This is a genomic window from Ruegeria sp. N11, from assembly GCF_056531525.1.
In genome coordinates this window covers 252,573-275,097 of sequence record NZ_JBQFLX010000002.1, presented here as the reverse complement: position 1 = coordinate 275,097, position 22,525 = coordinate 252,573, and the positions used below count along the sequence as shown (strand labels likewise).

Annotated in this window: 15 protein-coding genes; 6 read left to right on the top strand and 9 right to left on the bottom strand. The window is 52.9% G+C overall.

The features are described 5' to 3' along the window. The first annotated feature begins 37 nt into the window (after positions 1–37). Positions 38–844 (top strand): hypothetical protein, encoded by an 807-nt coding sequence (locus ACR0J8_RS03265; RefSeq protein WP_480522714.1) that lies wholly within the window; start codon positions 38–40, stop codon positions 842–844. Beyond that, a complete protein-coding gene (locus tag ACR0J8_RS03260; protein WP_480888875.1) occupies positions 819–2,672 on the top strand; it encodes a 7-cyano-7-deazaguanine synthase in 1,854 nt (617 codons plus the stop codon). The genes ACR0J8_RS03265 and ACR0J8_RS03260 overlap by 26 nt, the downstream gene beginning before the upstream one ends. Here ACR0J8_RS03260 and ACR0J8_RS03255 read toward each other — a convergent pair whose 3' ends face one another. The 6 genes from ACR0J8_RS03255 to ACR0J8_RS03230 all read right to left on the bottom strand — a co-directional run bounded on the left by ACR0J8_RS03255 (position 2,673) and on the right by ACR0J8_RS03230 (position 13,718). Then, positions 2,673–3,734: a tyrosine-type recombinase/integrase gene (locus ACR0J8_RS03255; RefSeq protein WP_480888874.1), complete on the bottom strand. Its 1,062-nt coding sequence runs from the start codon at positions 3,732–3,734 to the stop codon at positions 2,673–2,675. Further along, entirely contained in the window at positions 3,712–4,218 is a 507-nt protein-coding gene (locus tag ACR0J8_RS03250; protein ID WP_480522718.1) for a helix-turn-helix domain-containing protein, read from the bottom strand. Before ACR0J8_RS03250 ends, ACR0J8_RS03255 begins: the two co-directional genes overlap by 23 nt. Continuing rightward, entirely contained in the window at positions 4,218–4,412 is a 195-nt protein-coding gene (locus ACR0J8_RS03245; protein ID WP_480888873.1) for a helix-turn-helix domain-containing protein, read from the bottom strand. Before ACR0J8_RS03245 ends, ACR0J8_RS03250 begins: the two co-directional genes overlap by 1 nt. Before the next feature lie 292 nt (positions 4,413–4,704). Further along, entirely contained in the window at positions 4,705–6,420 is a 1,716-nt protein-coding gene (locus ACR0J8_RS03240) for a mechanosensitive ion channel family protein (RefSeq protein WP_480888872.1), read from the bottom strand. Positions 6,421–6,719: 299 nt separating this feature from the next. Further along, the gene (locus ACR0J8_RS03235; protein ID WP_480522721.1) at positions 6,720–10,382 is read right to left on the bottom strand and encodes a flavoprotein; all 3,663 of its coding nucleotides are present in this window, start codon (positions 10,380–10,382) and stop codon (positions 6,720–6,722) included. A gap of 33 nt (positions 10,383–10,415) precedes the next feature. Beyond that, on the bottom strand, positions 10,416–13,718 hold the full coding sequence (locus ACR0J8_RS03230) for an adenylate/guanylate cyclase domain-containing protein (protein ID WP_480522722.1): 3,303 nt from the start codon (positions 13,716–13,718) through the stop codon (positions 10,416–10,418). Positions 13,719–14,411: 693 nt separating this feature from the next. Between ACR0J8_RS03230 and ACR0J8_RS03225 the strand changes: the two genes are divergently transcribed. Together ACR0J8_RS03225 and ACR0J8_RS03220 are read left to right on the top strand one after the other, a co-directional pair. Beyond that, the gene (locus tag ACR0J8_RS03225; protein ID WP_480888871.1) at positions 14,412–15,542 is read left to right on the top strand and encodes an alpha/beta hydrolase; all 1,131 of its coding nucleotides are present in this window, start codon (positions 14,412–14,414) and stop codon (positions 15,540–15,542) included. Between the two features lie 403 nt (positions 15,543–15,945). Beyond that, positions 15,946–17,571, top strand: coding sequence for an adenylate/guanylate cyclase domain-containing protein (locus ACR0J8_RS03220; protein WP_480888870.1), 1,626 nt, complete (start codon positions 15,946–15,948; stop codon positions 17,569–17,571). A gap of 326 nt (positions 17,572–17,897) precedes the next feature. Here ACR0J8_RS03220 and ACR0J8_RS03215 read toward each other — a convergent pair whose 3' ends face one another. Next, positions 17,898–18,830, bottom strand: a complete 933-nt coding sequence (locus tag ACR0J8_RS03215) for a LysR family transcriptional regulator (RefSeq protein ID WP_480888869.1) — start codon at positions 18,828–18,830, stop codon at positions 17,898–17,900. Between the two features lie 112 nt (positions 18,831–18,942). Between ACR0J8_RS03215 and ACR0J8_RS03210 the strand changes: the two genes are divergently transcribed. Together ACR0J8_RS03210 and ACR0J8_RS03205 are read left to right on the top strand one after the other, a co-directional pair. Further along, a complete protein-coding gene (locus tag ACR0J8_RS03210; RefSeq protein ID WP_480527971.1) occupies positions 18,943–19,386 on the top strand; it encodes a cupin domain-containing protein in 444 nt (147 codons plus the stop codon). A gap of 4 nt (positions 19,387–19,390) precedes the next feature. Continuing rightward, positions 19,391–20,191, top strand: coding sequence for a glutathione S-transferase family protein (locus tag ACR0J8_RS03205; protein WP_480888868.1), 801 nt, complete (start codon positions 19,391–19,393; stop codon positions 20,189–20,191). Between the two features lie 137 nt (positions 20,192–20,328). Here ACR0J8_RS03205 and ACR0J8_RS03200 read toward each other — a convergent pair whose 3' ends face one another. Both ACR0J8_RS03200 and ACR0J8_RS03195 read right to left on the bottom strand, forming a co-directional pair. After that, positions 20,329–20,961: a tyrosine-type recombinase/integrase gene (locus ACR0J8_RS03200; RefSeq protein WP_480522723.1), complete on the bottom strand. Its 633-nt coding sequence runs from the start codon at positions 20,959–20,961 to the stop codon at positions 20,329–20,331. A gap of 104 nt (positions 20,962–21,065) precedes the next feature. Beyond that, positions 21,066–22,229 (bottom strand): tyrosine-type recombinase/integrase, encoded by a 1,164-nt coding sequence (locus tag ACR0J8_RS03195; protein ID WP_480522724.1) that lies wholly within the window; start codon positions 22,227–22,229, stop codon positions 21,066–21,068. Between the last annotated feature and the right edge of the window lie 296 nt (positions 22,230–22,525).

Here is a 22,525-nt window from a genome sequence, read left to right as displayed (position 1 = left end):
GTGCCGATTTTTCCCTTTACATTCGCCTGATGGTTGCATGACCCTGCAAGAGAGGGAGGAGCTGATGGGACACATCAGGCTTGGCACGTTGCCTCGGTCCAGGAAGTGGCGCGAGGTCGTTGATCTGATCGCAACCGATGCGTCAGTCGAAGAGATCGCCGAGGTCGCAGCGGATGCATCTGAGAGCGATCTCGCACGGGCGAGTCGTGACCCCAGGTTTCAGTTTGTAAGTGATCTCCTCGTGAGGCTGCCTTTGCTTGCAAGGGCTCCGGGCTTCGAAGACGCTTTGGCTGACTTGGGCATTACGACCTCGGAACTCGGTTCAGTGACCGGCTTGCTGGCCGGTTTGGATCGTGCCGTTGATGGCAGGAGCTTCGATCTCCGAAGTTCCTCAGATGCAGGAGAATTGGCGAAGGCCGCGCTCTTGGAAAGCCTTTCCGTTCAGCTGCACGACCGGTTGCCATCCCTGTTTGAACCGACACCGCAGGAAATTCGCCAAGCACTCGCGAGTTTCGCCTCGGGCGATGCTTTTGCAAGACTCGCGCGGGATTTCTTTGCCCGGCTGACATACCGCTCTCTAGACTACTATCTGAGCCGGGAACTCGCCAATCACACTGGCGAGGATAGACGCTTTTCCACCGATGCACAGCGAGTGGCATTTCAACAAGCCCTCGCCCAGCACACATTTGAAGTGTCTAGAATTGTCGAAGAATATGCGTGCGGCTGGTATGGCAATACCGTCTGGCAGAAGCAGGCGCTTGATCGCGATGCAATAGACAAGTTCACAGCTTACGCGTTCAAAAAGATGCGCTCGGAGTTTGGGCGCCGTCGCGCCGTTGCCTGAAGTTGAAGTCAGATGGTTGCCGCCCCTGACAAAAAGCGGCGGTGATGAAGTCCTGCGTCTCGATATTGCTGGCCGCGAAGTCGCAATGACGCTGCGGATTGGACAATTGAACCGTCAATTGGTCGAGGGCCTGCAGGATCGTGCACTCGATTTGCTGGAGATTGCCGCGCTTGTCTATTGCGCGGACGCGGCAGTCAGCCGTGGTGGCCCGGCGGATCAGAAGATGGGTGAGAAGTGGCACAGACGGTTCGTAGCCACCATGCCGGTACGCGATCTGGATTTCTGGCAACGTGAGAGCGTAATACAGGCTCTGGAAGAAACGTTGATGTTTCTATCCGGCGACCGCTTTGAATTTTCTTTTTCGACCAAAGACGAACCGGATGCAGAGCGATCGCGCTTTTTCAAATTCGGCCGAAATAGTTCATGGACGCCCCACCGCGTCCTGATGTTTTCCGGCGGGCTCGATTCCTTTGCGGGCGCTGTGGAAGAAATCGTAGAACAGAAGCATCGGGTTGCTTTGGTCAGTCATGCCTCGTCCACGAAAATAGCGCCGGTCCAGAAACGGCTGATCTCAGCGTTGAGCAAACGGTACGGACCGGAAACGTGCCGTCACATTCCCATGACCGCCCAGTTGAAGAGCCGATCGACCGCCGAAAGAACGCATCGCACACGCTCATTCTTGTTCGCGGTACTTGGGTCGATCACTGCAACGGCCTTCGGACTGGACCGCGTGTCGTTCCATGAAAACGGGGTCGTGAGCCTCAACCTACCGCCGGTTGGCAACGTCCTTGGAACACGAGCGACGCGAACCACGCATCCAAAGACACTGAAGCTGTTCACCGGTCTTCTGCGGCTTGTTTTCGAGAACGATATGCGGGTCGACAATCCCCACTTCGCGCGCACTAAAGCTGAAGTCGTGGAGCGCATCTCCCAACTTGGGATGGCAGACCAGATCGTTGAGACGCGCAGTTGCGCTGATGTGCATAATCAAACCCATCAATACTTCCATTGTGGGCGCTGTTCGCAGTGTATCGATCGGCGGTTCGCGATGCTTTCAAAGGGGTTGGAGCGATTTGACCCGGAAGATGCCTATCGAGTGGACCTTGTGTCGGACGCTCGACCGAACGGGACCGACCGGGAGATGGCGTTGTCCTACGTACGCAATGCAGTGTTCTTCGGGAACGCCACACCAGATGCGCTGGCCCGGAGTTTCCCGGTTGTTCTGGACGCGGTCAATCATCTCGACAGTCCACCAGACACAGCAATGTCGATGATCGCAGATTTGCTGAACCGCCACGGCAAGGCGGTCACATCTGTCATGCGCAGAACTCTCGAAAGCAAGTCACCCGGCGAGTTCCCAGAACAGAGTTTGCCAAGACTATATGGCGAGATGCAGAGCGCCTTGTCCTTGCCTTTCGTGCCAGCTGCCTCAGTTGATAAAAGCGAGAATGAGAAACCACCGCTGACCATAGAAATCGAAAGAACCTCACGTTTGGTTTTGATCGGCGAACATATTGAGCTTAAGAAAAACGCCACAGCGGATCTGTTGATCGTTTTGGCTGAAGAGTGGCTCCGTGCGGCAGGCAAAGGTCGCGAACCTTTGGAATTTCCCTGCTTGAAGTCTGGCGACCTCGTCGAAAAATTAGGCGTTGAATCCGACGAAGTCGTTAGGCGGAGAATACTGACCGCGCGAAGAACGATTGCAAAGAGATTCGAATCCGCTGGTCTGTCAGTTGATAAGCCCGAAGAGTTGATCGAAAATCTCTCTTGGAACGGATACCGGCTTGCACCCGAACGCGTGGTCGTTCGGGTGCGCCACCGGAGCTGATCATTCATCAATTACCGCGTCCTCGTCTGGCAACGGTCCACGGCGGCGATACCGCCCCATCAGTTCGACCTGACGACCAGGTGAAACGGAACCATAGGAGCTGAACGTCGTCATCACGTCGTTGTGTCCCATGTTCTGCGACCAGGCTTTGTAATCCTCTGGTGTCCTGCAGTGAAGTTTTGCCAGCTCTGCGATCGTATCTCGCACGCGGTGCGGCGAAAACGGTGGCAGCCCGGCGTTGACGAAAGCTTGCTTGAAGATCCTGGCCGCTGACGACGGGCCGGCCCACGGCTCGCGCGCGATACCTAATGCCTCAAAGCGTCTGGACGGGCCAACAGCGACGCGCGTCTTTGGGAACAGAGGATCCGTGTCCGAGAAAAGATGGTCCTGACGAAGCTCTGTGATCCAGTCTCGCAGAATCCTTTCGACATCATCACCGAAGGGAAAGAAACTGGTCGTGAAGGACTTTCCAAACTTTGTATCCACGGAACGGCCGTCAAACTGCACGCATTTATTGGCTAGATCGACATGACGCAGTTGCACGGTGATGGCGGCACCTTCACGTGATCCGGTCAAGAAAAGGAAGGCGATCAGGGCGCGGTCACGGCGCTGGACCACTGTTTCTGCAGGCGCGATGGACAAAAGGTGATTTAGTTGTTCATGGGACGGATGCGGCTTCCACAGGGTGCTGCGACGGGCCTGTTCCGATTTGCGATCCGGCGTGAGATAAGCAACGTCTGCGCGCGAGATCCTGGACTTGTACCCCGGTTGGTCCGCCATCCAGTCCAAAAGCTTCAAGACGTCGCGCAACACACCGTTGATCGTAGCTGCTGACAGTGGCGCGCCCGTTCGTTCATTGCGCAGACCTTGCAGATGGCGTTTGAACGCGCGCGCCCTTTCTGAATGGAACGCCCTGTAGTCCTTACCTTTGAGCCATCTGTCATAGATGGCAATCGACGCTGCAGCCTTGTCGATCGAAGATTGCGACAGCCCCTTTGCGTCCTTCAGCCAGACGAGGTGTTTGCGCTTGATGCGCAGGTTATCCGAGGTGTGTTTTGGCATGGGTCTCGGGCTCCTCCTTCAAGGTCACTTTTGAATGGGGTTCGGTACAGGACACTAATCTTGGGGAGGCTTGTTGAAGTGTGACCTCCAGTTTGGCCTGAATGGCTTCCAGATCTGAACGGCGAATGATCTTGTTCATGACCGCACCACACGTCGGACAGAGGGCTGTTAGGCGGCCGCTGGAAGCTGTTTCCTGAGCATAGTCCGCGATCTTGCCGTCGGGTTCGCGCGGACCTCTGCAGCTGAGGCAGTAGCAGTGATGCAATGCCAACTTGCACCGCGCCTTGCGTTGTCTTTGTCCGAGGAAGTCCTTGAGCACATGTCCTTCGATCAACCAGGGCTTGCTGCTGGTATCAGCCGAAAGTCCGTTGTTCCCAATCCAGCGAATGACGGTCTGGCGATGACAGCCCAAAACGTCCGCCACCTCCCAGGCCGTGTAGACAAGGTGCGATTTGATTTTATGAGCGGGGAAGGACTTTGCCATTACACACCTTCCCCGGAAACCGGTCCGCATGTGTTCTGGCAGATCTGGGCCTCTTCATAGGCTTCGATCACGCTTTCATCGTACAAAACGCGCGCGCCGATCTTCAAAAACCTGGGGCCCTTTCCGAGCCAGCGCCACTGCTCCAGCGTCCGCGGCGACATGTGCCAGCGCTCCGCCAGCTGATCTTGCGTCATCTTTGGCATATCAACCTCAATTGCTCACTGCGGCACGAGGAAGTTCGGTCCGCTTCTGTTGAACAAAGTGAGGGTTCGGATCTCTAAAATCTGTGGCCGCCGCCAATAAAGGCGTGACACATGCCAGGGCTAAATCATTGATATTATGAGACTTGAATCAGAAAGGTGTGACCCATCCGCAAAATGCGTGACCTTGCCATCCAAATCGCAGGGAGTCAGCGGCTGCAAATGACCCGAAAGCTGACGTTAATCAAAAATGCTTGTAAGACGGCTTGGAGCCCAAAGTAGTCGTTTATTCTTTCGGAAATTCGCTGGTACTTGCCGCTGCAACTGCCGCAAATTGCTCAGCGCTCGGTCGATCGCCAGTTCCTTCAACTTCTGGCATCGCGACCCGCACCTCTTTACGGGCAAAATTTATACCTGCATCGTCGAAAGCAGCCTTTACACGGGCCTGCAGTTCCGCGCGGATAGTAAATTGTTCACCAGGCTTAGTCATGAACTTGCCTCTGACAACCATACCGACATCGTCGAAATCAAAAACTCCCTGGCTCTTAAAGGGTTCGATAAAACTACCCGCGAAAGCCGGGTCGTTCACCATATCTTCGCCGATCTCCTTAAACTTCCGTTTAATGACTTTCGGATCAGTGTCATAGGGTACCGTGAAGCTGAGTTTTACAATGACCCAATCGCGACTGAAATTTGTAAGTTGAGCAATCTGCCCGTACGGGATTGTATGAATGGCGCCGAGATGGTGGCGAAGTTGCATTGACCGGATTGAGATCTTTTCGACGTTCCCCATAGCGTCACCCACCTGCACGTATTCTCCTTTGCGAAAGGCATCGTCCATCAGGAAAAATACGCCGGACAAGATATCCCGAACCAATGCTTGTGCGCCAAGTCCGATAGCAATACCGCCGACGCCGAGACCAGTTACTACTGAATAAGCCGGGAAACCGAACCTTTGTGCGGCCGCGACTATGAGCGCAAAAAGAAAGAGCCCTACAACGATCCAACTCGCAACAGTTAACAAAAGTACCCCTGCCGAGTTTGGCTCCAAACCTCGCGCCCAACTGACAACATCCACAAAGACATTTCCGGCAACAACGATAATCCAACCCAATAGAACAAACCGCAGGACGGCCAGAATATAGGCAACGGTGATCTGAGTATCGCCCGTGAGATTGACGATTTCATCCACAAACCATGCTGCTGCTATCGTGAGTGCGAGCGCAGCAAGCAGAGTTACAAACTGGTTTAGCCTTTTCGCGCGCTCCTGCTCCTGCGTTTCCGCGGTGCCTACCGAGCGCGAAGTGCGCAAAATAGGAATAAACTGCACGGTGAGCAGTATTGTAACCCCGGCCAGCGCGATCCATTGCCAATATGTTTGCTCAAAAACGACCAACTTGCTCCAGTCCGGCAAGCCTTCGCTCCACCTGAGCGCGATCCCGGGTCCGGGCGTCGTCAGATAGGCCGTGTACAGGCCCGGTGACGAAGTGTCGATGTAAGGCAGTTCGCGTATCGCATCATAATATTCGCGGATATTCTGAGCGGTGCTGGCGGAAAAAAGGTATTCGCCTGTGCGCGGCCCGCTTTCGACAAGAGCAATTGTTATTGGGGTATTCGGGACGCGCCATTTGTTTGGCGTTTCATCGTCAACGGATGGCGCCTGAGTGATGTCCGGTAGCCCTATACGATCAAAAATTTCATCCAACAGTAAAGCAACTTCAATGGACTGGCTGCGCCGGATTTCAGGCGGAAACAGCGACATGTCAATCGTCGCCGCTGCTCGACGTAGAGGCAGTATTGTATCCGATCCTTTAGCATCAGGCTGCGTTGCGATCTTGTAAACATCGGCCATCGCGGCAACAAAAGCTTGCAAGGTCGCCTGCGGGCTTCCGGTCTTTGGTGGCCGAAGGGGGTGTTCCACAGACTGCGCTAAAGCCACCGAAGAAAGTAGCGTTAGAATGGTGAATGCTACAGCGCAGATGACGCGGTTCGAATGAAGCATTTTTGAACCAACTTTTTTGAATATCAGTTACTTACATAGCTCGTCTGGCGACGACATAAAATTGTCGGCACATCCGAGGATATATCGGGGTCCAAATTGGCAATTTTGCAAATGCGGTGCAGCCAAGTAGCGGACCAAATTATCATCTTCGAATGCCGCTCGTCATCAGTTGGATCCGATAACGATGTGGTCTAAAGTCTCTAAACACGGGTAACCGATCAGGCGCATTCGCTCTACGGGCCTGGCACTGAACGTTGACTGCAAAAGACACTGTGATACTCCAACGGCTATATCATCTCCTAAACGCTCTCTGTTTTCGGTGTCGCGATGGCCATCTCCTGCGTGTACTCGGAAACGATTTCAGACGTTCCTGCAGCAACTGCTGCTTGGTACTTCTCCGGATTGACAATGAAATAGCAAAAGGCTTTTTCAGTTTTGCCCGCTAAATCGACCGCAATTGTTTTGCGAACATAAGTGTTGCCTTCGCGGTTGATGGGGTCGTAACCCTCAAGGTTATCAAGCTCTTTCAATCCCTGCGCCGTCACGCGGTACACCTCGCCGCGGACATGTTTGCCCGAACCTTTCTTATCCACCAACGTCGCCATGCGATGTAGGAAACCACAATTAGGATTGTCGCAGGCCGGTTCTTTCTGCACGATCAACGGCATGGTCTGCGTAGTTGTCGCCGCGCCGACAAAATCGCTCAGCAGCTTTGCGTTTTTCTCATAATTCGGGAATCCGCGCTTCAGCGACCCATACGTAAAGTAGAGGTATGTTGTGTCATTGTCGTCGTCCAGCGCGTCGTCTTCATCTAAATCCTCCTCCTGCGGCAGATCACTACGCACGTTCTCGGCCCACTCGTTGAGCAACTTCCGGGTTTCGTCTGAAAGTTCGACGTCAGGGTCCAACAACATCCGCATGCAACTCAGAACCTTGAAATCGCCAGTGTCGAGGATCAGCCTGATGATATCTTCTGCGCCGTTCTTGATGGCAACGTGCATGGCAGAGTAGCCAGCAATGTTGACGCTGTTCACGTCGATACCGAGTTTCAACAATTCTTCGACAGCGGCGACATGTTCAATGCCGTGGGTGGTTCCTGTGCCCAGTGTCTCGCCGGGGCCACCGCAAGCAAAATGCAGCAATGTGTCTTTTGTTTCGTGATCGAGTACATTCACACCAACCACATCTTCCCGTATCATTCTGAAAATACGATCCCACAGTAGGTGATCGCGCGACATGGACGCTTCTTTCGCCCATTTGATAATGCGGTCCGGTTGATGGTCCAGATCATCAAATGCAATGTTCAGAGCCGTGACGATTTCGCTAGGAGTGGCCATGGCACCGATACCCATTGTGCCATTCGAGAGTTTGGAGCGGCGCGGCCCCGCAAATGTTCCTCCAAGACGTTTTAGGATAGCGACATTGTTCTGCGTCGTGATGTTGTTCCACATATTCGTATTGCAGGCAGGGCAAAATATGACGGGTTTGGTGTGATACTGCCAGGCGACAAAAACCGACGTCAGCAGCGTATCTCCGATCCCATGCGCAATTTTCCCCATAGTGTTACATGTAATTGGTGCCACAACCACGCAATCCGCCCAATCGCACAATGCGAGGTGAGAGGCGCGCACCGCCATATCAAACTGCGTATACCGGAAGTTCCATTCATCGCTGTCGCGGTATACATCTTTGGGGGTGATGTGGTCGTAAATGTCGTATGCCTTTTCGTCTCGTTCTTTCACATCTCTGAAAAAGTGCTCTGCGTGGGGTGAAGGGATCAGTTTCACGTTGTGACCAAGGTCGGTGAGCTTCTGCACAAGTTCCGGCACTTTATCCGCCGCAGAAGAGCCGCAAGCGCAAAGCAACACATTGCGCTTCCCGTCGCGTGGGTCCGTCAAACCGCCCTTGGGATATCCGTAGTCATTGTGCTCCAGGCTCGGTGTCTCGGTTTTTAACAACACGCGCAAGCCGGCCTTCTTGATGTCTTCCTGAAGTCGCCCGGCGATATAGGCATCCATAATGTCTTTTCTTTTGCCGAGGTACTCGCCTTCGAGGAACAAATACGGCACCGTGGGTTTGCTTGTTATTTTTTCAAGCTGCCGCCGCATGCGTGTCGCAAGCGTACTGTCGCCGGACACATCAACCTCAACCAGATCCTCGGCGCCGATGTTGTTCAAGACACTATGCAGCATGTAGGACCACGGATCTTCGTCGTCATAAAAGAGGATCAGTTTATGGTCTTTTAACAGCTGCTGGACATCGCCCGGGTCACGCGGCATTTCTTTTTCTTGAAGTACGACCATCTCGGGATCATTGTTGTCGCGCAGCCCATGAAAGAGAGCTGTGCGGGTTATCTGCCAGACTTGCGAAGTTGCAGGGCTCATATCCACGAGGGTGACGTAATCGGTGTCCTCATTGTATGCGATACAAAGGCACCAGAACTCCTGCAAGAGCGCTGTTTCTGTGAAATCGCTGCTGGGCAGAGCCACGGCATTGTGTCCGAGTACCTTGTTCAGATCGATGTTGATCTGCAAGTGACGCTTTTTCTGGTGCGGTTCGTCTCTATCGGGAGAATCAAAACTCTGGTCCGGCTTATGCGTCTCAGGAGATTTAAGGGTCCGCAACTGCGCCTCGAACCAAGCCTCCGCCGTGTCCGGGCTTTCTTTTGTTCTCGTGTTGAACGAATGAAACTCGGCTTTGACGTGCAGATCTTCCATTTTAGCAAGATACTTCCGAGCAATTTTGCTGAGCTCTGCGGCCGATCTGACCTTGCCGAGCGACTCCGTGTAGGAAAGTTCTGCCACCCGCATCAGCTTGTCTTCGCTGGCACCGTGATCTCCGAAAATCTCGAAGCTTTCCGCAAGAACACTCAAACCGTTCAAGTTGGGTGTGGAGCGCCTGAACATCTCATGCCGTTTGTCATTCGAGATGCTTAGATGAATGGTGCTGTCCACGTAACGGATCTCACGTTTGATCGCTTCGAGTTCGGTTGCGACCGCACCGCGGGCTGAGAACCGCAAGATTCCCCGTGCGCGGTGCGAGCTTCCGTCGCGATCGGACATCGCTTCGTAAAGCCGGCCGACCGTTGTCACCCACAGCTTGCCATACTTTTCCGGGTGAACATCCATCATATGCAGCAAGCCGGTGCTCGGGTTGCATTTGGCGATCACGGCAAAATGCCCCCCGGGCATCGGACGACCGTGTGCAATGCCGACCTGAAAATTGGCAACAATGATATCGTCTTTGCCCGCAACACGCTCGGATTCGAGAATGGCTTCCATCAACGTTTCCGCGCTGGTTGTTTCAGGGTCCATGAAGAAAGGCGTCACTTTGACCCGATCCCGAAGACCAACCGTGTGGATGTAGTTGCAAGCGATATCGAAAAGCTCACCCAGCGCGATACCCGTGTTGACGACATAGGAACTCGGCAAGTTGACCTTCCGGAAGATGTCATTGACCTCGCAAGAGAAGCCAAGTGCGGTCATACTCAACGCCGCAGCAGTAACGCTGCAGCAATTGATGGATTGCTGGAAGTCCTGCATGTAGACATTCACCAGGTCGCCAAAGAGCGTTGAGACAAATACTTCGCGTGTTTCGTTCTTCAGATCGCTCCATTTGTTGCGCGACAAGTAAGCCAGAGTTGTGTTTTGCTCTGCTTGGGCGGTCAGGCCAACCGGCAGTTCCGTATATGCAAGGTGCGCCTCGTAAAAATAATCTCCCGTTTCGGCGCGCGCGAGCTTCTCGTCAGTTTGCAAAAGGGCGATATTGCCCTCGAGCACAACATACATCCCGCTTGGCGGCAGGATATCTCCTTTGGCGACGTTTAAGACATCGAATGATGCTCGCAACTCGAGGGGTTCGCTTAACGTCACCGCATCCGGCAACGCCTCAAGAACGATAGCCCATTGATCGTCGCTTACAACCTGCGTTGTTCCGGTCCCCAAGGATTGTGTCTCGGTCATGGGTTGTATCCTTTCCTGCAGGTGCGATCAGTTTTAGGTCGCCGCCGTTTGATAGGGTTTTTTGCGTATGACGGGCATTGCGTTGAACAGGCTCGCCGCCTCTGCCGTCGTTCGAAGTGATGTCAATGCGTCGTTATCTGGCATCCCGCGCGCTTTGTTTGTCAGCGCTCTGGTCCGTTGAATATGATATTGCGACCATGGTGTCGGTTCGTCCGCGGTGTAGTCTTCGAGGGCTGTCGCCAAACGCTCTGCGTCCTCGAAAGCCTCTGCGTTCAGGCAAGCTTGTATGGCATTTCGGTAAAACCGAAAGTAGTTGTGACCAACACAACCCTTTGCAAGCAATGCTTCTCCTTCCCGCAGAACTTCAATGCGTCGCGCGGCATTTGATGTCGTTAGGGCAACCGTGGACATCACCCAAGGGCCTATAAAAGTATCGAGCGCCATTTCGCGCACTTTCGTTAGCGCGGCCTCGGCAAGCCTCTCTGCTTCAATGTCGTTGCCCTGTTCTAACTCTATGCGTGCAAGTGTCTCTTCCAAAAAGGGAATGAACCGTTTCGCGCCGATGCGTTCGGCTAGTTTGCTGCCCCTGTCGATCTCCGAGCGTGCTTCGGCATACCGCGCCATCGAAGTGAGGATCCAGCCCGCTGTCAGTCGAGACACGATTTCCGGACGATGTGTTCCGAGTTTTTGCGCCAATTCGGCTGACTGCAAGGCGCAGGCCAGCGCCTGCTCGGTCTGGTTCATGTAAATTTTTGTTGTGGCCAACATGAACAGATTAGCACTTTGTACTGCACCCAGACCATGTTGTTCACAAAGCTGCAGGCAGTTTTCTATGACCTCATGAGCGGTAAACATCCTGCCACGCGCATAAGCGGCGTCGCCCAACCCGCTGAGCGCCAGGGCTTGCCTTTCCGGCAAATCGGCTCTCTGCGCATATTCAAGCGATTTGAAATGTTCTTCCTGGCAACCGTCTAGATCACCACGTGGGAAATGCAGGCTCCCACGCAGATAGTGTATATTGCTCAACTCAGACAAAAGCGTGCCGCCTTCGGCAATAGTCTGGGCTTCGTCGAGAACCGCGTACGCTTCATCGATCCGGTCCAGGATACGCATGGCGGCAGCGATGCCGATCAACGAACGGCATTTGTCCAACGCATGCGCTGCGCAGTCTTGTGCCTCGCGGAAGCATGTGATGGATTTCTCACTGTCACCTGACTCCCGCAGAACATCGCCTTTGACCCGCAAAAGTGCACCACGCGTGTCTAGATCGGGATCGCAGTTCAACCCCTTTTGTGCAAAATCCAGAGCATCATCTGATTGGAATGCATCTCTTGCGTCACGCGCCGCCGAGAGAAACGCCTCAGCGGCGCGTGGGTCTTCGGCGAACGAAAGATGTTGCGCATAAAGTACGACGCCGCGCTTCTCAAACCAATTTGCGGCTGCCAAATGCAATGCGCGCAAGTCTTTCCGCAGAATAGTACTGAGAATGGCATCCCGTATCAGAGCATGGGCAAAAAGATATCCGTCGTCGATGGGTTTTATCAGGGCTGCGTCCAGCAATGGGCGCTCGTCGTAAACGTTCACCTCTGCAATTTGCGTCACGGCGCTCATCGTAAAACGCTGCCCCAACACGGCTGCCGCATGCAGTATTTTCTTGTCTTGCGGCGCAAGTCGGTCAAAGCGGGCCTGAATCAAGCTTTGGATCGAACTGGGAACCAGCCCATCTACATCGTTCGCGTGGGCCAACATCTGAACCAGAAAAAGCGGGTTACCCTGCGCCTTCTCGATACAGTCATCGACCATTTGGTTCGTGACGCGAATGGTCATCTGTGCAAGTTCCATCGCATCAGCCGATTTCAGAGCGCCCAGGGTCATTCTTCTTACACGCGCTGAACTTTCGATCGGAGCAATATCCATGTCCATCACGTATCCTTCCATACGTGATGTAAGCAAAAGAAAGACCGGATTGGCCTGACTTTCATCGACCAGAATATTTATCAAGGGCAGCATTTTGGGATCTGCCCAATGGACATCCTCCAAAACAATCAGTTGCGGTGTTTGCGCTGAGAAATGACGCACGACGCGTCTGATGGTTTCATGCAACCCTTCCACCCGAGCGGTGTCACTCATGGCACCAAGCATCACCGACATCTCAAGATCAGGTTTCACGCCCAGAATCTGAACCATGAAAAGTGTGGAAATCTCATTCAGGACGTCTGCCTCGGTCAATCGCTTGATCACGGACATGACCGCTGATTGTTGAGCATGCTCTCCCAGACCACACATACTGCTTATGATTTTGTTCACGGGTGACTCTGCATCTCCCAGACCAAAGTCAAGAAACAGTGCGGAATGCCTGTCAAAACCTTTCGCTTTTGCCTTTAAAAGAGTTTCCTGAACCAGCCTCGTCTTGCCGATACCCGCATCTCCGCGCAGGTATACCGTTTCACCAGTACGCCGCGAGATGGTTCCGTCAAGTGCTCGACCCAGTAGCTCGACTTCTCGATCACGTCCGACAATTTTGTTTTGTGCGACCGCCTTACCGAAGCCGACAAACCGATGCGCCAGCACGGGGCTTTCGTAACCTTTAACCTGTAAAGAGACTGGAGCGTCGCAATGAATGCTTTGACTGAGAGACAGAAATATCTTGTCGTCAATCAGTGTTTCTTTTGGGCCAGCCTGATCAGCAAGGCGGGACGCTAGGTTCACAGTATCTCCAGTCACAGTAAAGTCTTGGTCTTTTCGTTGTCCGTAACCGCGCTTGGAGAAGAGAACGTTGCCAGCTGCAGCACCAATATGAACAGTCAGTTCACGACCAAATCTTCGAGATATCTCTTCCATGGCGCGGTGCATCTCGACGGTTGTCCGCAACGCCCGTTCACTATCGTTGCCAAATGAGACCGGCGCGCCGAAAACCGCCATCACACAATCGCCGATATGACGGTCAACCGTGCCACCCATGCGGATCACAATTTCATTGAAGCGATCATACAAGCAAGACAGCACATCGTGCAGATCTTCCTTGTCCAGTTCGCGCGATAACTGAGTATAGCTGCTGAGGTCGGCAAAAATGGTAGTGACGTCTCGCCGTTCAGCGTCAGAGGAGCTTTCAAGGTTTGTAGATGTGGGTGCAGTGACAGTTGGGTCGTATGTTTCCGCGGCCTTTTTCAGACCCGCCAGGATTTTCTTCCGGTGCCCCAGAGAAACGATGCCGATTTCCTTCAATTCATCGAGGGTCAGATCGCCAATAAGTGACATATCAATGTCGTTTTGAACAAAAGCATCGAGGTATTGAGAAAACCCGATGTTGCTCAGTATTTTTTCAAGTTCATCCACCGAACAGTCCCGCAAGTACCCTTGTCTGATCTACTACTTTCACTTGTACTAAATCAATCGTTAACCATTGAGTCGAATGGATCAAACGAGCTACTTGTTCGTTTTTGATCTGAGCAGGATAAACAAAAGAGTTCTGACGGATCGCAAATTCTGTTTTGGCCGATTGTCATCATATCTCGAATAGAGGCCAGATACGGTTTCGTTCGCAACGCGGACGTTACTACAAATCAAGTACCGCGCCACGCACGGCTGACCGTTTGCGGGAAGCTAGATTTCAGTGCCATTTGGAACGATAATTATCGGCATTGGCAGTTTGTAATAGCTAGACTGTTCAGACGATTGTCGGCTACGTCCGCATAGCGGACATTTGGCGAAGAACGCTCAAGGTCTGCTGTGCGGACTTTCCAGACCTTCGTTCTGGTTGGCCCGACGGCGGCTTCTGGCCCGAACCCGACCTTTTTGCCGGTCGCGGTGAATTTACACTTTTGAGCCTTAGATGACCAATATTTTGCGTTGGCAACCGTGTATCGAAATCCCTGAAAATAGCGACAAAAGGACTTAATAACAAATATCGATTCATTGGATTTGAGTGCTGTGATCGAGATCAATAGCTTCAAGCTTCTATTGGGCTATACATAGGGTGTCAGCTCGTGAAGCCTTGTTTGCCCGTGATAACTAGAATTTGGGAAGATTATGTTTATGAATCATTTTGGTGTCGTTGTGGATTGGTTTCGAGGTTTTCTCACTGTTCTTTTGATAACTGGTGCGCTTACGTCTTGTTCCCGTTCCCCAGAACTGGTTGGTATCGACAACTCCAAGATCCCTGCCGTTTCTGTCACGGAGGCAACGCGGCAAAAGATTTTCATCACCACCACAAGGCAAGCGACAGAGGTTGTTGGAGCATTCTACTCTGGCCAAAGAGCTCCAGAACTGGGATTAGCATCGGTTGTAGTATCGATACCACCTAATCATGTTTCAGGAGAGTTAGAGCGTTCCAAGAGGATGCCGCCGGACCCAAGAACTGAATTTGCGGTCATCGAACCGACAGTCTATCAAACCGACGATGCATTCATCAGGTCCCTGAATGGAGCGCTCGCCAAGTTGCCACCCGGTGATCGCGACATTCTGTTCTTTGTGCATGGCTACAACAACACTATCAGCGATTCGATCCTTAGGCTGGCCCAGTTTGTAGAAGACACGGACTTTAAAGGCGTGCCTGTCTTGTTCTCCTGGGCGTCTGCAGCACAACCGGTCAAGTACGTGTATGATCTGAACAGCGCTCTTGCCGCGCGTCCGCAGTTCCTGAAGGCCGCAGACATACTTGTCAGAACCAAGGCAAATGGCGCTGACATATTCGCACACTCGATGGGCTCGATGTTGTTAATGGAAGCAATCGTCTTTGCCGAACGGGCGGGCAAGTTCAACTCCACGGGTCGCCTCAAATCCGTCATGATGGCATCTCCGGACATAGATATTGATGTGTTCCGGTCTCAATTGGGCATGATAGACGGAGACCGCACCAAATTGTTTGTCCTGACATCCAAGGATGATAACGCCCTTGGGTTTTCTCGCAGGATTTCGGGTGGGATTAGCAGGGTGGGAGCGTCCGACTCAGCCGAACTTGCCGAGCTTGGAGTGACTGTGATCGACCTGAGCAATATTGATGACTCCAAATCTGGCAGCCATTCGAAATTCGCAGGATCACCGGAAGTCGTACAATTGATTGGCCAGGGTCTGAACAGTTCCAGCCGCTTTGGGAGCAAGTCAAATCATCCCCTTGAAAATATGATCTCTGGCCTGCCCATCCTAGTTGTATCAAACTAAAGGCCGATGCCTCTTGATGTTTCGGGGAAGTATCAAAGTACATTTGGGCTACGCAGCCGGTTTCAACCAATAGACAGAAAAATCGTTTACGCGCCCAATGCCCCCGTTGAATACCTAAATGCTAAGACCCTAAAAATTACGTTCAGCCACCTTTACTTCCACCTATAGCAAGGCTGCGCAAACCGCCTTTTGCGACCAATGCTGCGCCCGAACACTATGTCTGCATTGGGCTCGAAGCAGACATTCGCTGCAACTTGCTTGAACGTCTACTTCGCGGACGAAGCCGCCATTCATTGCATTGCTTTGGTGATGCCCAGAAGCCGCTTCGCCCGCTTCAAAAGATGACAATACCTGAGCGTTGTCTTAACCTTGCTTTATGAAAGCTCGCCTGGCCGTAATCTTGATGGCCGACCTGGTCGGCTATACGTCCGCAATGGAGGCGGATCAGTCGCTCGCAATCGGGCTGGTCCACGAACTTCGGGATAAACTACTGGAACCAGAGGCTGTACAAAGAGGCGGCGAAATACTGAAGCGTATGGGCGATGGATGGATTATTGCATTTACTTCAGTATCAGCGGCAATCGAAACCGCTCAAATTGTGCAATTGGCACTGGTCGACCATAAGAAAATCAGGCTGAGGATGGCAGCGCATCTCGGTGAGATCGTTCAAGACGAGGCCGACATTTATGGCGCCGGTATAAATATTACCGCCCGCCTGCAAACCGAAGCGCCACCCGGTGGTGTGATGATCTCCGAAGACCTTAAGCGGCAGTTGGACGATAAGTTCTCGGCGGGTTTCAGCGATGCGGGTACGTTCGATTTGAAGAATCTTGCTAATCCGGTGAATGGGTTTCAATGGCGGCCCGCCACGCAGCGTGAAATTGAACTAACCGAATTGCCTTCCATTGCGGTCGAGCCGGTCACAAGTGCTCCCGAAACGAGAGAGACTCTTGAGGTTTGCGCTGACCTGCAGGAGCAGTTGGTTCACAGTCTTTCGCGCCGCACAGGTGTGCGTGTAATTGCAACAGATTCAACATCCGAGACCAAAGCAACCTACAGCCTGAGGTGCAGGTTGCGCTGCCGGGAGACTGAAGCAAGGATATCGTCCAGCCTTACTCGGTTGGGAGATGGACAGGTAACCTGGTCGCGCTTCCTAAACGGAGATTCAAAGGATTTGTTTGAACTAAGCGACCGGGCTGCAGAACAGCTGTCAGACGATTTACGTCTGCAGATCAATGCGTTTGACGGTGACCGTCTTAATGACATTCCAGACGATCAATTGAGCCCAAGTGAGTTGAGATCCCGAGCGGCAATGCTGTTTTACCGTGCCACCGTCGAGGACTATAGGCATGCGGGTAAATTGCTGGATCGAGCGCTTCGACTTGATCCCGAGAACGGGTCCGGGCTTGCAATGTGGTGTGAAGCCAAATTGTACCCCTTAGAAGCATGCTATCGCGAGGCTGATCCTGATTTGCGAATGCGGATCATAGAGTCATCAAACAAGGCCGTTCAGGCTGCGCCTCGCTCTGACTACTGCTGGTATACGCGGGCGCAGGTGCGCGCGCGCCTCGCGGGTGATCTGCATGGCGCCCGGAAGGACATTGATAGGATTTTCAGACTGAATCCCAGCTACGTTTTGGGTATGGAGGCGAGCGGTTACACCGAAGTTATTGCCGGCAACTGGGAAGCTGCTCGGAAAAGTTTAGCGAAGGCCGTGAGTCGTTCCACCGAGGATCCGTTTCTTCCGTACCGGCTTTATCCCCTTTCGATTGCCCACATGATGGCAGGTGATAAGCAACTCGCGATCGAAGCAATTTCAGACGCTACTGAAATGCGCCCCTACTGCAGACACTTTTGGTTAGTGAAGGCGTGGATACTCAGGAAGTCCGGAATGCACCCCAAAGCAGAAACTGCTGCAGAACGTGCGGAAGCGCTGTCAGAAAAAGCGGATATCCTCGCACAAAATCTTCATCTGCCTGACCCCATCAGAGAGGCTATTGGGTTGCCAGGTGAACCGATCCAAGCATAGAGGCTTAGATGGGTTACTAGAGCGTAGGCTAATAATCGAATGGAAGATATGTAAGACGTTCTCGCCTTTCGATATTCTACCACGACCCAACCTAAAGCTCGCTATCTACATTCACCGCGGGCGACGAGTTGCGTCATTTCTCAGGGTCGCTTTGGGCTCAACGCGGTCATCCGCCGTACTTGCCATTAACGACCACTTTGCGGACCAAAATGTTCGTTCGCTGCGGCTGCGCGAATGTCTGCATTGGTTGATAGAACCTATTTCGATTCTGTTATTCGAAACGTCAACTTGTATCTGCCATACGGGCGCTGCTTAGAACAGTTTGACTAATCGTCAAATTCCAAACCCTTCATTAATTCGAAGACTTGGCTACGCATCCAGGCCGCCATCGGGGCGTTGTCGAAACGCTTGTGCCAGATGCCGATGATCAACGCCGGTTCAATATGCATCGGAGGTTCGAACACGTTCAGTTCGAATGTCTTGGCCACTTTCTTTGCAAGTTGCGCGGGTACAAGCGCGATGAGGTCGCTTTCGCTAACCGCACGGCAAACGCCACTAAAGACGGGCACTGTCATAGCTACTTGGCGCTGTTTTCCGACGCGATTAAGGGCAGCATCACCCATTGCAGCCAGATTCCCTTCTGGGGAAAACAAAACGTGGTGGAGTTCGCAGAACGTATCCATGTGCATCTGCGTTCCTTCCTGAAGCTCCTCAAGCTTTGGATTTTCCTTGCGAGCTATCACGTGGAACGGCGAATGGAAGAGTGGCTCTCGATTGACCCAGTCCGGCAGGAGCAAATCTGGGATCAGCGCAATGTCAGCATTGCGTCGTTCAAGACTGGCCACATAGTCATTCGGAACCAGATCAACCAGCTGTGCTCGTAGATTGGGCGCTGACTTTTGCAGGAGATCACCCAAGGGTGGCATCAGGAGTTCCGCGAAAAAATCGCTGGCGGCGATCCGGAAAGTGCCTTCAGCGGTTCGCGGATCAAAGGTAGCTGGCGGCGCTAGCAAAGCTTCCAGACGTTCGAGTTCTTCGCGCAAACCGGATTCAATCCTGGACGCGTAATCGGTAGCGACCAAACGGTTTCCCTGCCGGACAAAAAGGGGGTCGTCCAAGGCATGACGAAGACGCGACAATGCACCAGAGACTGCGGATTGCGACATGGCGAGCTTGTCGGCCGCCTTTACGGTTGAGCCTTCACTGAAGAGGGCGTCCAACACGCGCAAAAGATTGAGGTCCAGTGTAGCGAAATTCACCTGGCCGATATCCTATATTAGATATTGCGGTTTGCCTGATAGGTTGGCCTTCGGATAAGTTTCTGTCAACGGAAGCGCTTTCGTTTCAATCCGACGCTAATGGAGAGAAACGATGAAGGACCTGGCCCAAATCGACGGAGCCATCGAATGGCTCGGCGTAAAATACAAAACCATCCTCGGCCCAGAACAGACAGGCGGCGCAATGTCCATCGTGGACAGCTGGTCCCCTGCGGGTAGCGGCCCTCCGCGCCATGTGCATCAAAACGAAGACGAAACCTTTGTAATCCTGACCGGCACATGCAGGTTCTGGTTGGAAGGCGAGGAGTTCACCGCAGGGGCCGGCGAAAGCGTATTCATCCCACGAGGCAAGGAACATACCTTCAAGGTAACAGACGACGAACCTTGCCGCCATCTCGTGATCCTGACACCCGGCGGATTCGAAGGCTTCTTTTCCGACATGGCAGCCGGTCAGTGCCGCATTCCCGAGGACATGCCTGCTATTGAAGAGAGCGCCAAGCGGCACAACATGATCTTCACTGGCCCGCCGTTGGATTGATACCATGACTGGCAAACACATCGTCTATCATATCCCCGTCTGTCCCTTCTCGCAGCGACTGGAAATCCTACTGGCGCTGCGCGGACTGACGGATGCCGTGGAATTTCGTGTCATAGACATCACCAAGCCTCGCGATCCCGAATTGCTAGCCAAGACCCGAGGTACGACAGCCTTGCCCGTGCTGGAAACCAGCGACGGTCGCATATTAAAAGAAAGCCTCGTGATCCTGCGCTATCTTGATGAGGCGCTGCCAGGGGCACCATTGCGCCGCAGTGATCCTGCCGAGCACGCCATTGAGTCGATGCTGATCGCCCGCGAAGGACCCTTTACAATGGCAGGCTATCTCTTTGTCATGAATCAGGATCAGGCGCTCCGAGATGAGCATTTGAATAAACTCCTCGCGCTCTATCGAGACCTTGATGATTTCTTAGCTCATCATAATCCGACTGGCACATTCCTGTTCGAGGACTTCGGTTTGGCAGAGGCTGTTTTTACCCCGATGTTCAAGCGGTTTTGGTTTCTTGACTACTACGAAGGGTTCAAACTACCCGTTGGCAAAGACTATGACCGGGTACGAGCGTGGCGTGATGCATGCATGGCGCATCCAGAAACATCGCAGGTGACTGAAGAAGAGATCGTCAAACTCTACTACGACTACGCGCTCGGGGCCGGAAACGGCGCCCTACCTGACGGTCGCAGCGTTTCAAGTTTCGCCTTCGAACCGCCTTGGCAATCGAGACCCATGCCCCCAAGGGAAAAATATGCAGCGACAGCCACCGACAAAGAGCTGGGACTTGTCGCCTGACCATCGATTAAATTCACAGTACCGGACATTCATGCGCCGCGCGGCATCGGACAAAATGGGCTCGAAGCGGAAGATTAAAGGGAGATTCCGAAAGTCTGCTTGGGAGCGGCGAGCGGACGATCCCGCCCGCCAAAGCATTAAAGATCGATACGTTCGGCAATACTAAGCGCGTCTTCAAGCTCGACGCCAAGGTAACGCACCGTACTGTCCACTTTGCTGTGACCGAGCAGAAGTTGAACGGCACGTAGGTTTCCGGTCTTTCTGTATATCAAAGCCGCTTTGGTACGCCTAAGCGAATGCGTGCCGTAGCTGGACGGATCGAGACCAATCGCTGACACCCATTCCCGGACAAGCCTAGCGTATTGCCGGGTCGAAAGATGCGGCAAAGCATGCATACGACTTGGAAACAGATACCGTTGTCCAAGCATGTATTGAGAAGAGACCCATTGCGACACGACTTCACGTGTATTCTCCGTCACTTCAAATTGCACCGGTTTTGCAGTTTTGCTTTGAACAACGGATACCCGATCGCGAACAGAATCGCCGACGGCGAGATCGTTAACCCTCAAGCGGACGAGATCGCACCCGCGCAACTTGCTATCGATGGCAAGATTGAACAATGCCAGGTCTCTCAGCTTGTTTGCAAGTTCGAGCCGAGCGCGAATGGCCCAGACTTGCTTTGACTGCAATGGCCGCTTCTGTCCGACTAGTCTGCCTTTGTTCCAAGGCGGACGACGCGTTGTGACAACGGGAAGTAGAGATTTGGACATCTTAGATCTCCGTCCATTCCCTTCCGTCCCAAACATCGACACTGTGCCGACAGCTGCAGTCTAATTGCCGCTCGCGTGTCTTCAGCACAGGAAATTCTCAGGTTTCAGGAACTGCCACCGCTGATCTTCTTACCCATCACATCCGCTGCCTGCCGCAACGGGTCATCTGCGAGGTGCGCGTAGCGTTGCGTGGTAGACGGGTTCGTGTGTCCCAAAAGCCTGCCCACTATCAGTAAGCTCAAACCACTAGAAACCAGATGTGAAGCGTGTGTATGCCGGTTATCATGTACCCTGTAGTTTTCGAGACCTGCGGACTTCGTTATTGACCGCCAGAACCCTTTCAAGTCCTTGTACGGCTGCCCAGGATCGCGTCCGGGAAAGAGCCATGAGCTGTTTAGCGTATTCGACACTTGCATTTCCGACAGCAAGGCAGTGGTTGCCGAAGACAAAGGTAGGTGTTCTCGCCGTTTTTGCTTGGTGTGATGCGATGGTTTCGTCCACACGCGACGTTCTAGATCAATGTCTTCCCATTTGGCTGTCAGAACTTCTCCAATCCGCGCGCCTGTCAGAAGCTGGAAGCGGATTGCATTGGCAGCAGTCTGATTGGGGTGTTCGGATAGCGCCAATAGAAGCCGTTGAAGTTCCGCATCGGAAAGCCAGCGATCACGTTTTTCCTCTAAGTATTTTTCAACACCACGCGCGGGATTGTCAGATCGCATCCCCCAGCGTACCGACAGTTGGAACATTTTTGAAGCAAGCGCGAGCGTTCGATTGGCCTGATAAGGAGTGTCGCGCATTTGGTTGTGCAATTTCTGGATATGCTGGTGTGTCACTTCAATGACCTTCAATTCACCCAGCTTAGGCAAAATGTACCTCTCCAGCATGGAAAGATCATTCCGTACGCTACCGGGCCTTTTCTTTGGGACCGCATGTTCGGTCAAGTATTGCTCGGCAAGTGAGGAGACTGTTGGCGATTTTCGCAGCAACTGCCCGTCTGAGACCGGATCCCCACCTCTGATAACTTCGGCGAGAAGGTTTCGCGCCATCTCACGTGCTGTGCCAAGCGAAAGCGTTGGCCCATACTTGCCCAAAGTCTTACGTTTCGACCGACCAGTTTGCTTGCTTCGGTATTGAATGACAAAACTCTTCACGCCAGTGGTTTTCACCCGCAGTCCGAAGCCCGGTAAACTCTCGTCCCAATAGATTGCCTCACGATTTGTGGGCGAAAGGCGATCAATGCTTGTTTTTGTCAGTCGGATGTTTGGCATCGTAAGAGCATTCTACGCTAGGTAAGCAATAGGTAAGCACAAGAAAGAGAGTTGACAAGAGCTCGATCGTAGGCGGTAGTCCATAAGTTCCATAAAAATAAAGAGATTTGGTGTTTGAAAGAAGTGCCTGGAACTGTATCGAAAGGAGAGTAGTAAGACTTCTAATCAGCAGGTTGAGGGTTCGAGTCCTTCAGGGATCGCCATTTTACAACAACAGGTTAACATCCTGAGCTTGCAAAACTTGTGGCTTTCATTGTCGTTTGGGCGAAAATTGGCGACAGAGCTTCATAAATGGG

Bases quoted from the DNA above. Each gene is read 5' to 3' on its own strand.
- ACR0J8_RS03265 (WP_480522714.1), top strand. From the start codon at position 38: ATGACCCTGCAAGAGAGGGAGGAGCTGATGGGACACATCAGGCTTGGC.
- ACR0J8_RS03255 (WP_480888874.1), bottom strand. From the start codon at position 3,734: ATGCCAAAACACACCTCGGATAACCTGCGCATCAAGCGCAAACACCTC.
- ACR0J8_RS03250 (WP_480522718.1), bottom strand. From the start codon at position 4,218: ATGGCAAAGTCCTTCCCCGCTCATAAAATCAAATCGCACCTTGTCTAC.
- ACR0J8_RS03245 (WP_480888873.1), bottom strand. From the start codon at position 4,412: ATGACGCAAGATCAGCTGGCGGAGCGCTGGCACATGTCGCCGCGGACG.
- ACR0J8_RS03240 (WP_480888872.1), bottom strand. From the start codon at position 6,420: ATGCTTCATTCGAACCGCGTCATCTGCGCTGTAGCATTCACCATTCTA.
- ACR0J8_RS03235 (WP_480522721.1), bottom strand. From the start codon at position 10,382: ATGACCGAGACACAATCCTTGGGGACCGGAACAACGCAGGTTGTAAGC.
- ACR0J8_RS03225 (WP_480888871.1), top strand. From the start codon at position 14,412: ATGTTTATGAATCATTTTGGTGTCGTTGTGGATTGGTTTCGAGGTTTT.
- ACR0J8_RS03220 (WP_480888870.1), top strand. From the start codon at position 15,946: ATGGCCGACCTGGTCGGCTATACGTCCGCAATGGAGGCGGATCAGTCG.
- ACR0J8_RS03210 (WP_480527971.1), top strand. From the start codon at position 18,943: ATGAAGGACCTGGCCCAAATCGACGGAGCCATCGAATGGCTCGGCGTA.
- ACR0J8_RS03205 (WP_480888868.1), top strand. From the start codon at position 19,391: ATGACTGGCAAACACATCGTCTATCATATCCCCGTCTGTCCCTTCTCG.
- ACR0J8_RS03200 (WP_480522723.1), bottom strand. From the start codon at position 20,961: ATGTCCAAATCTCTACTTCCCGTTGTCACAACGCGTCGTCCGCCTTGG.
- ACR0J8_RS03195 (WP_480522724.1), bottom strand. From the start codon at position 22,229: ATGCCAAACATCCGACTGACAAAAACAAGCATTGATCGCCTTTCGCCC.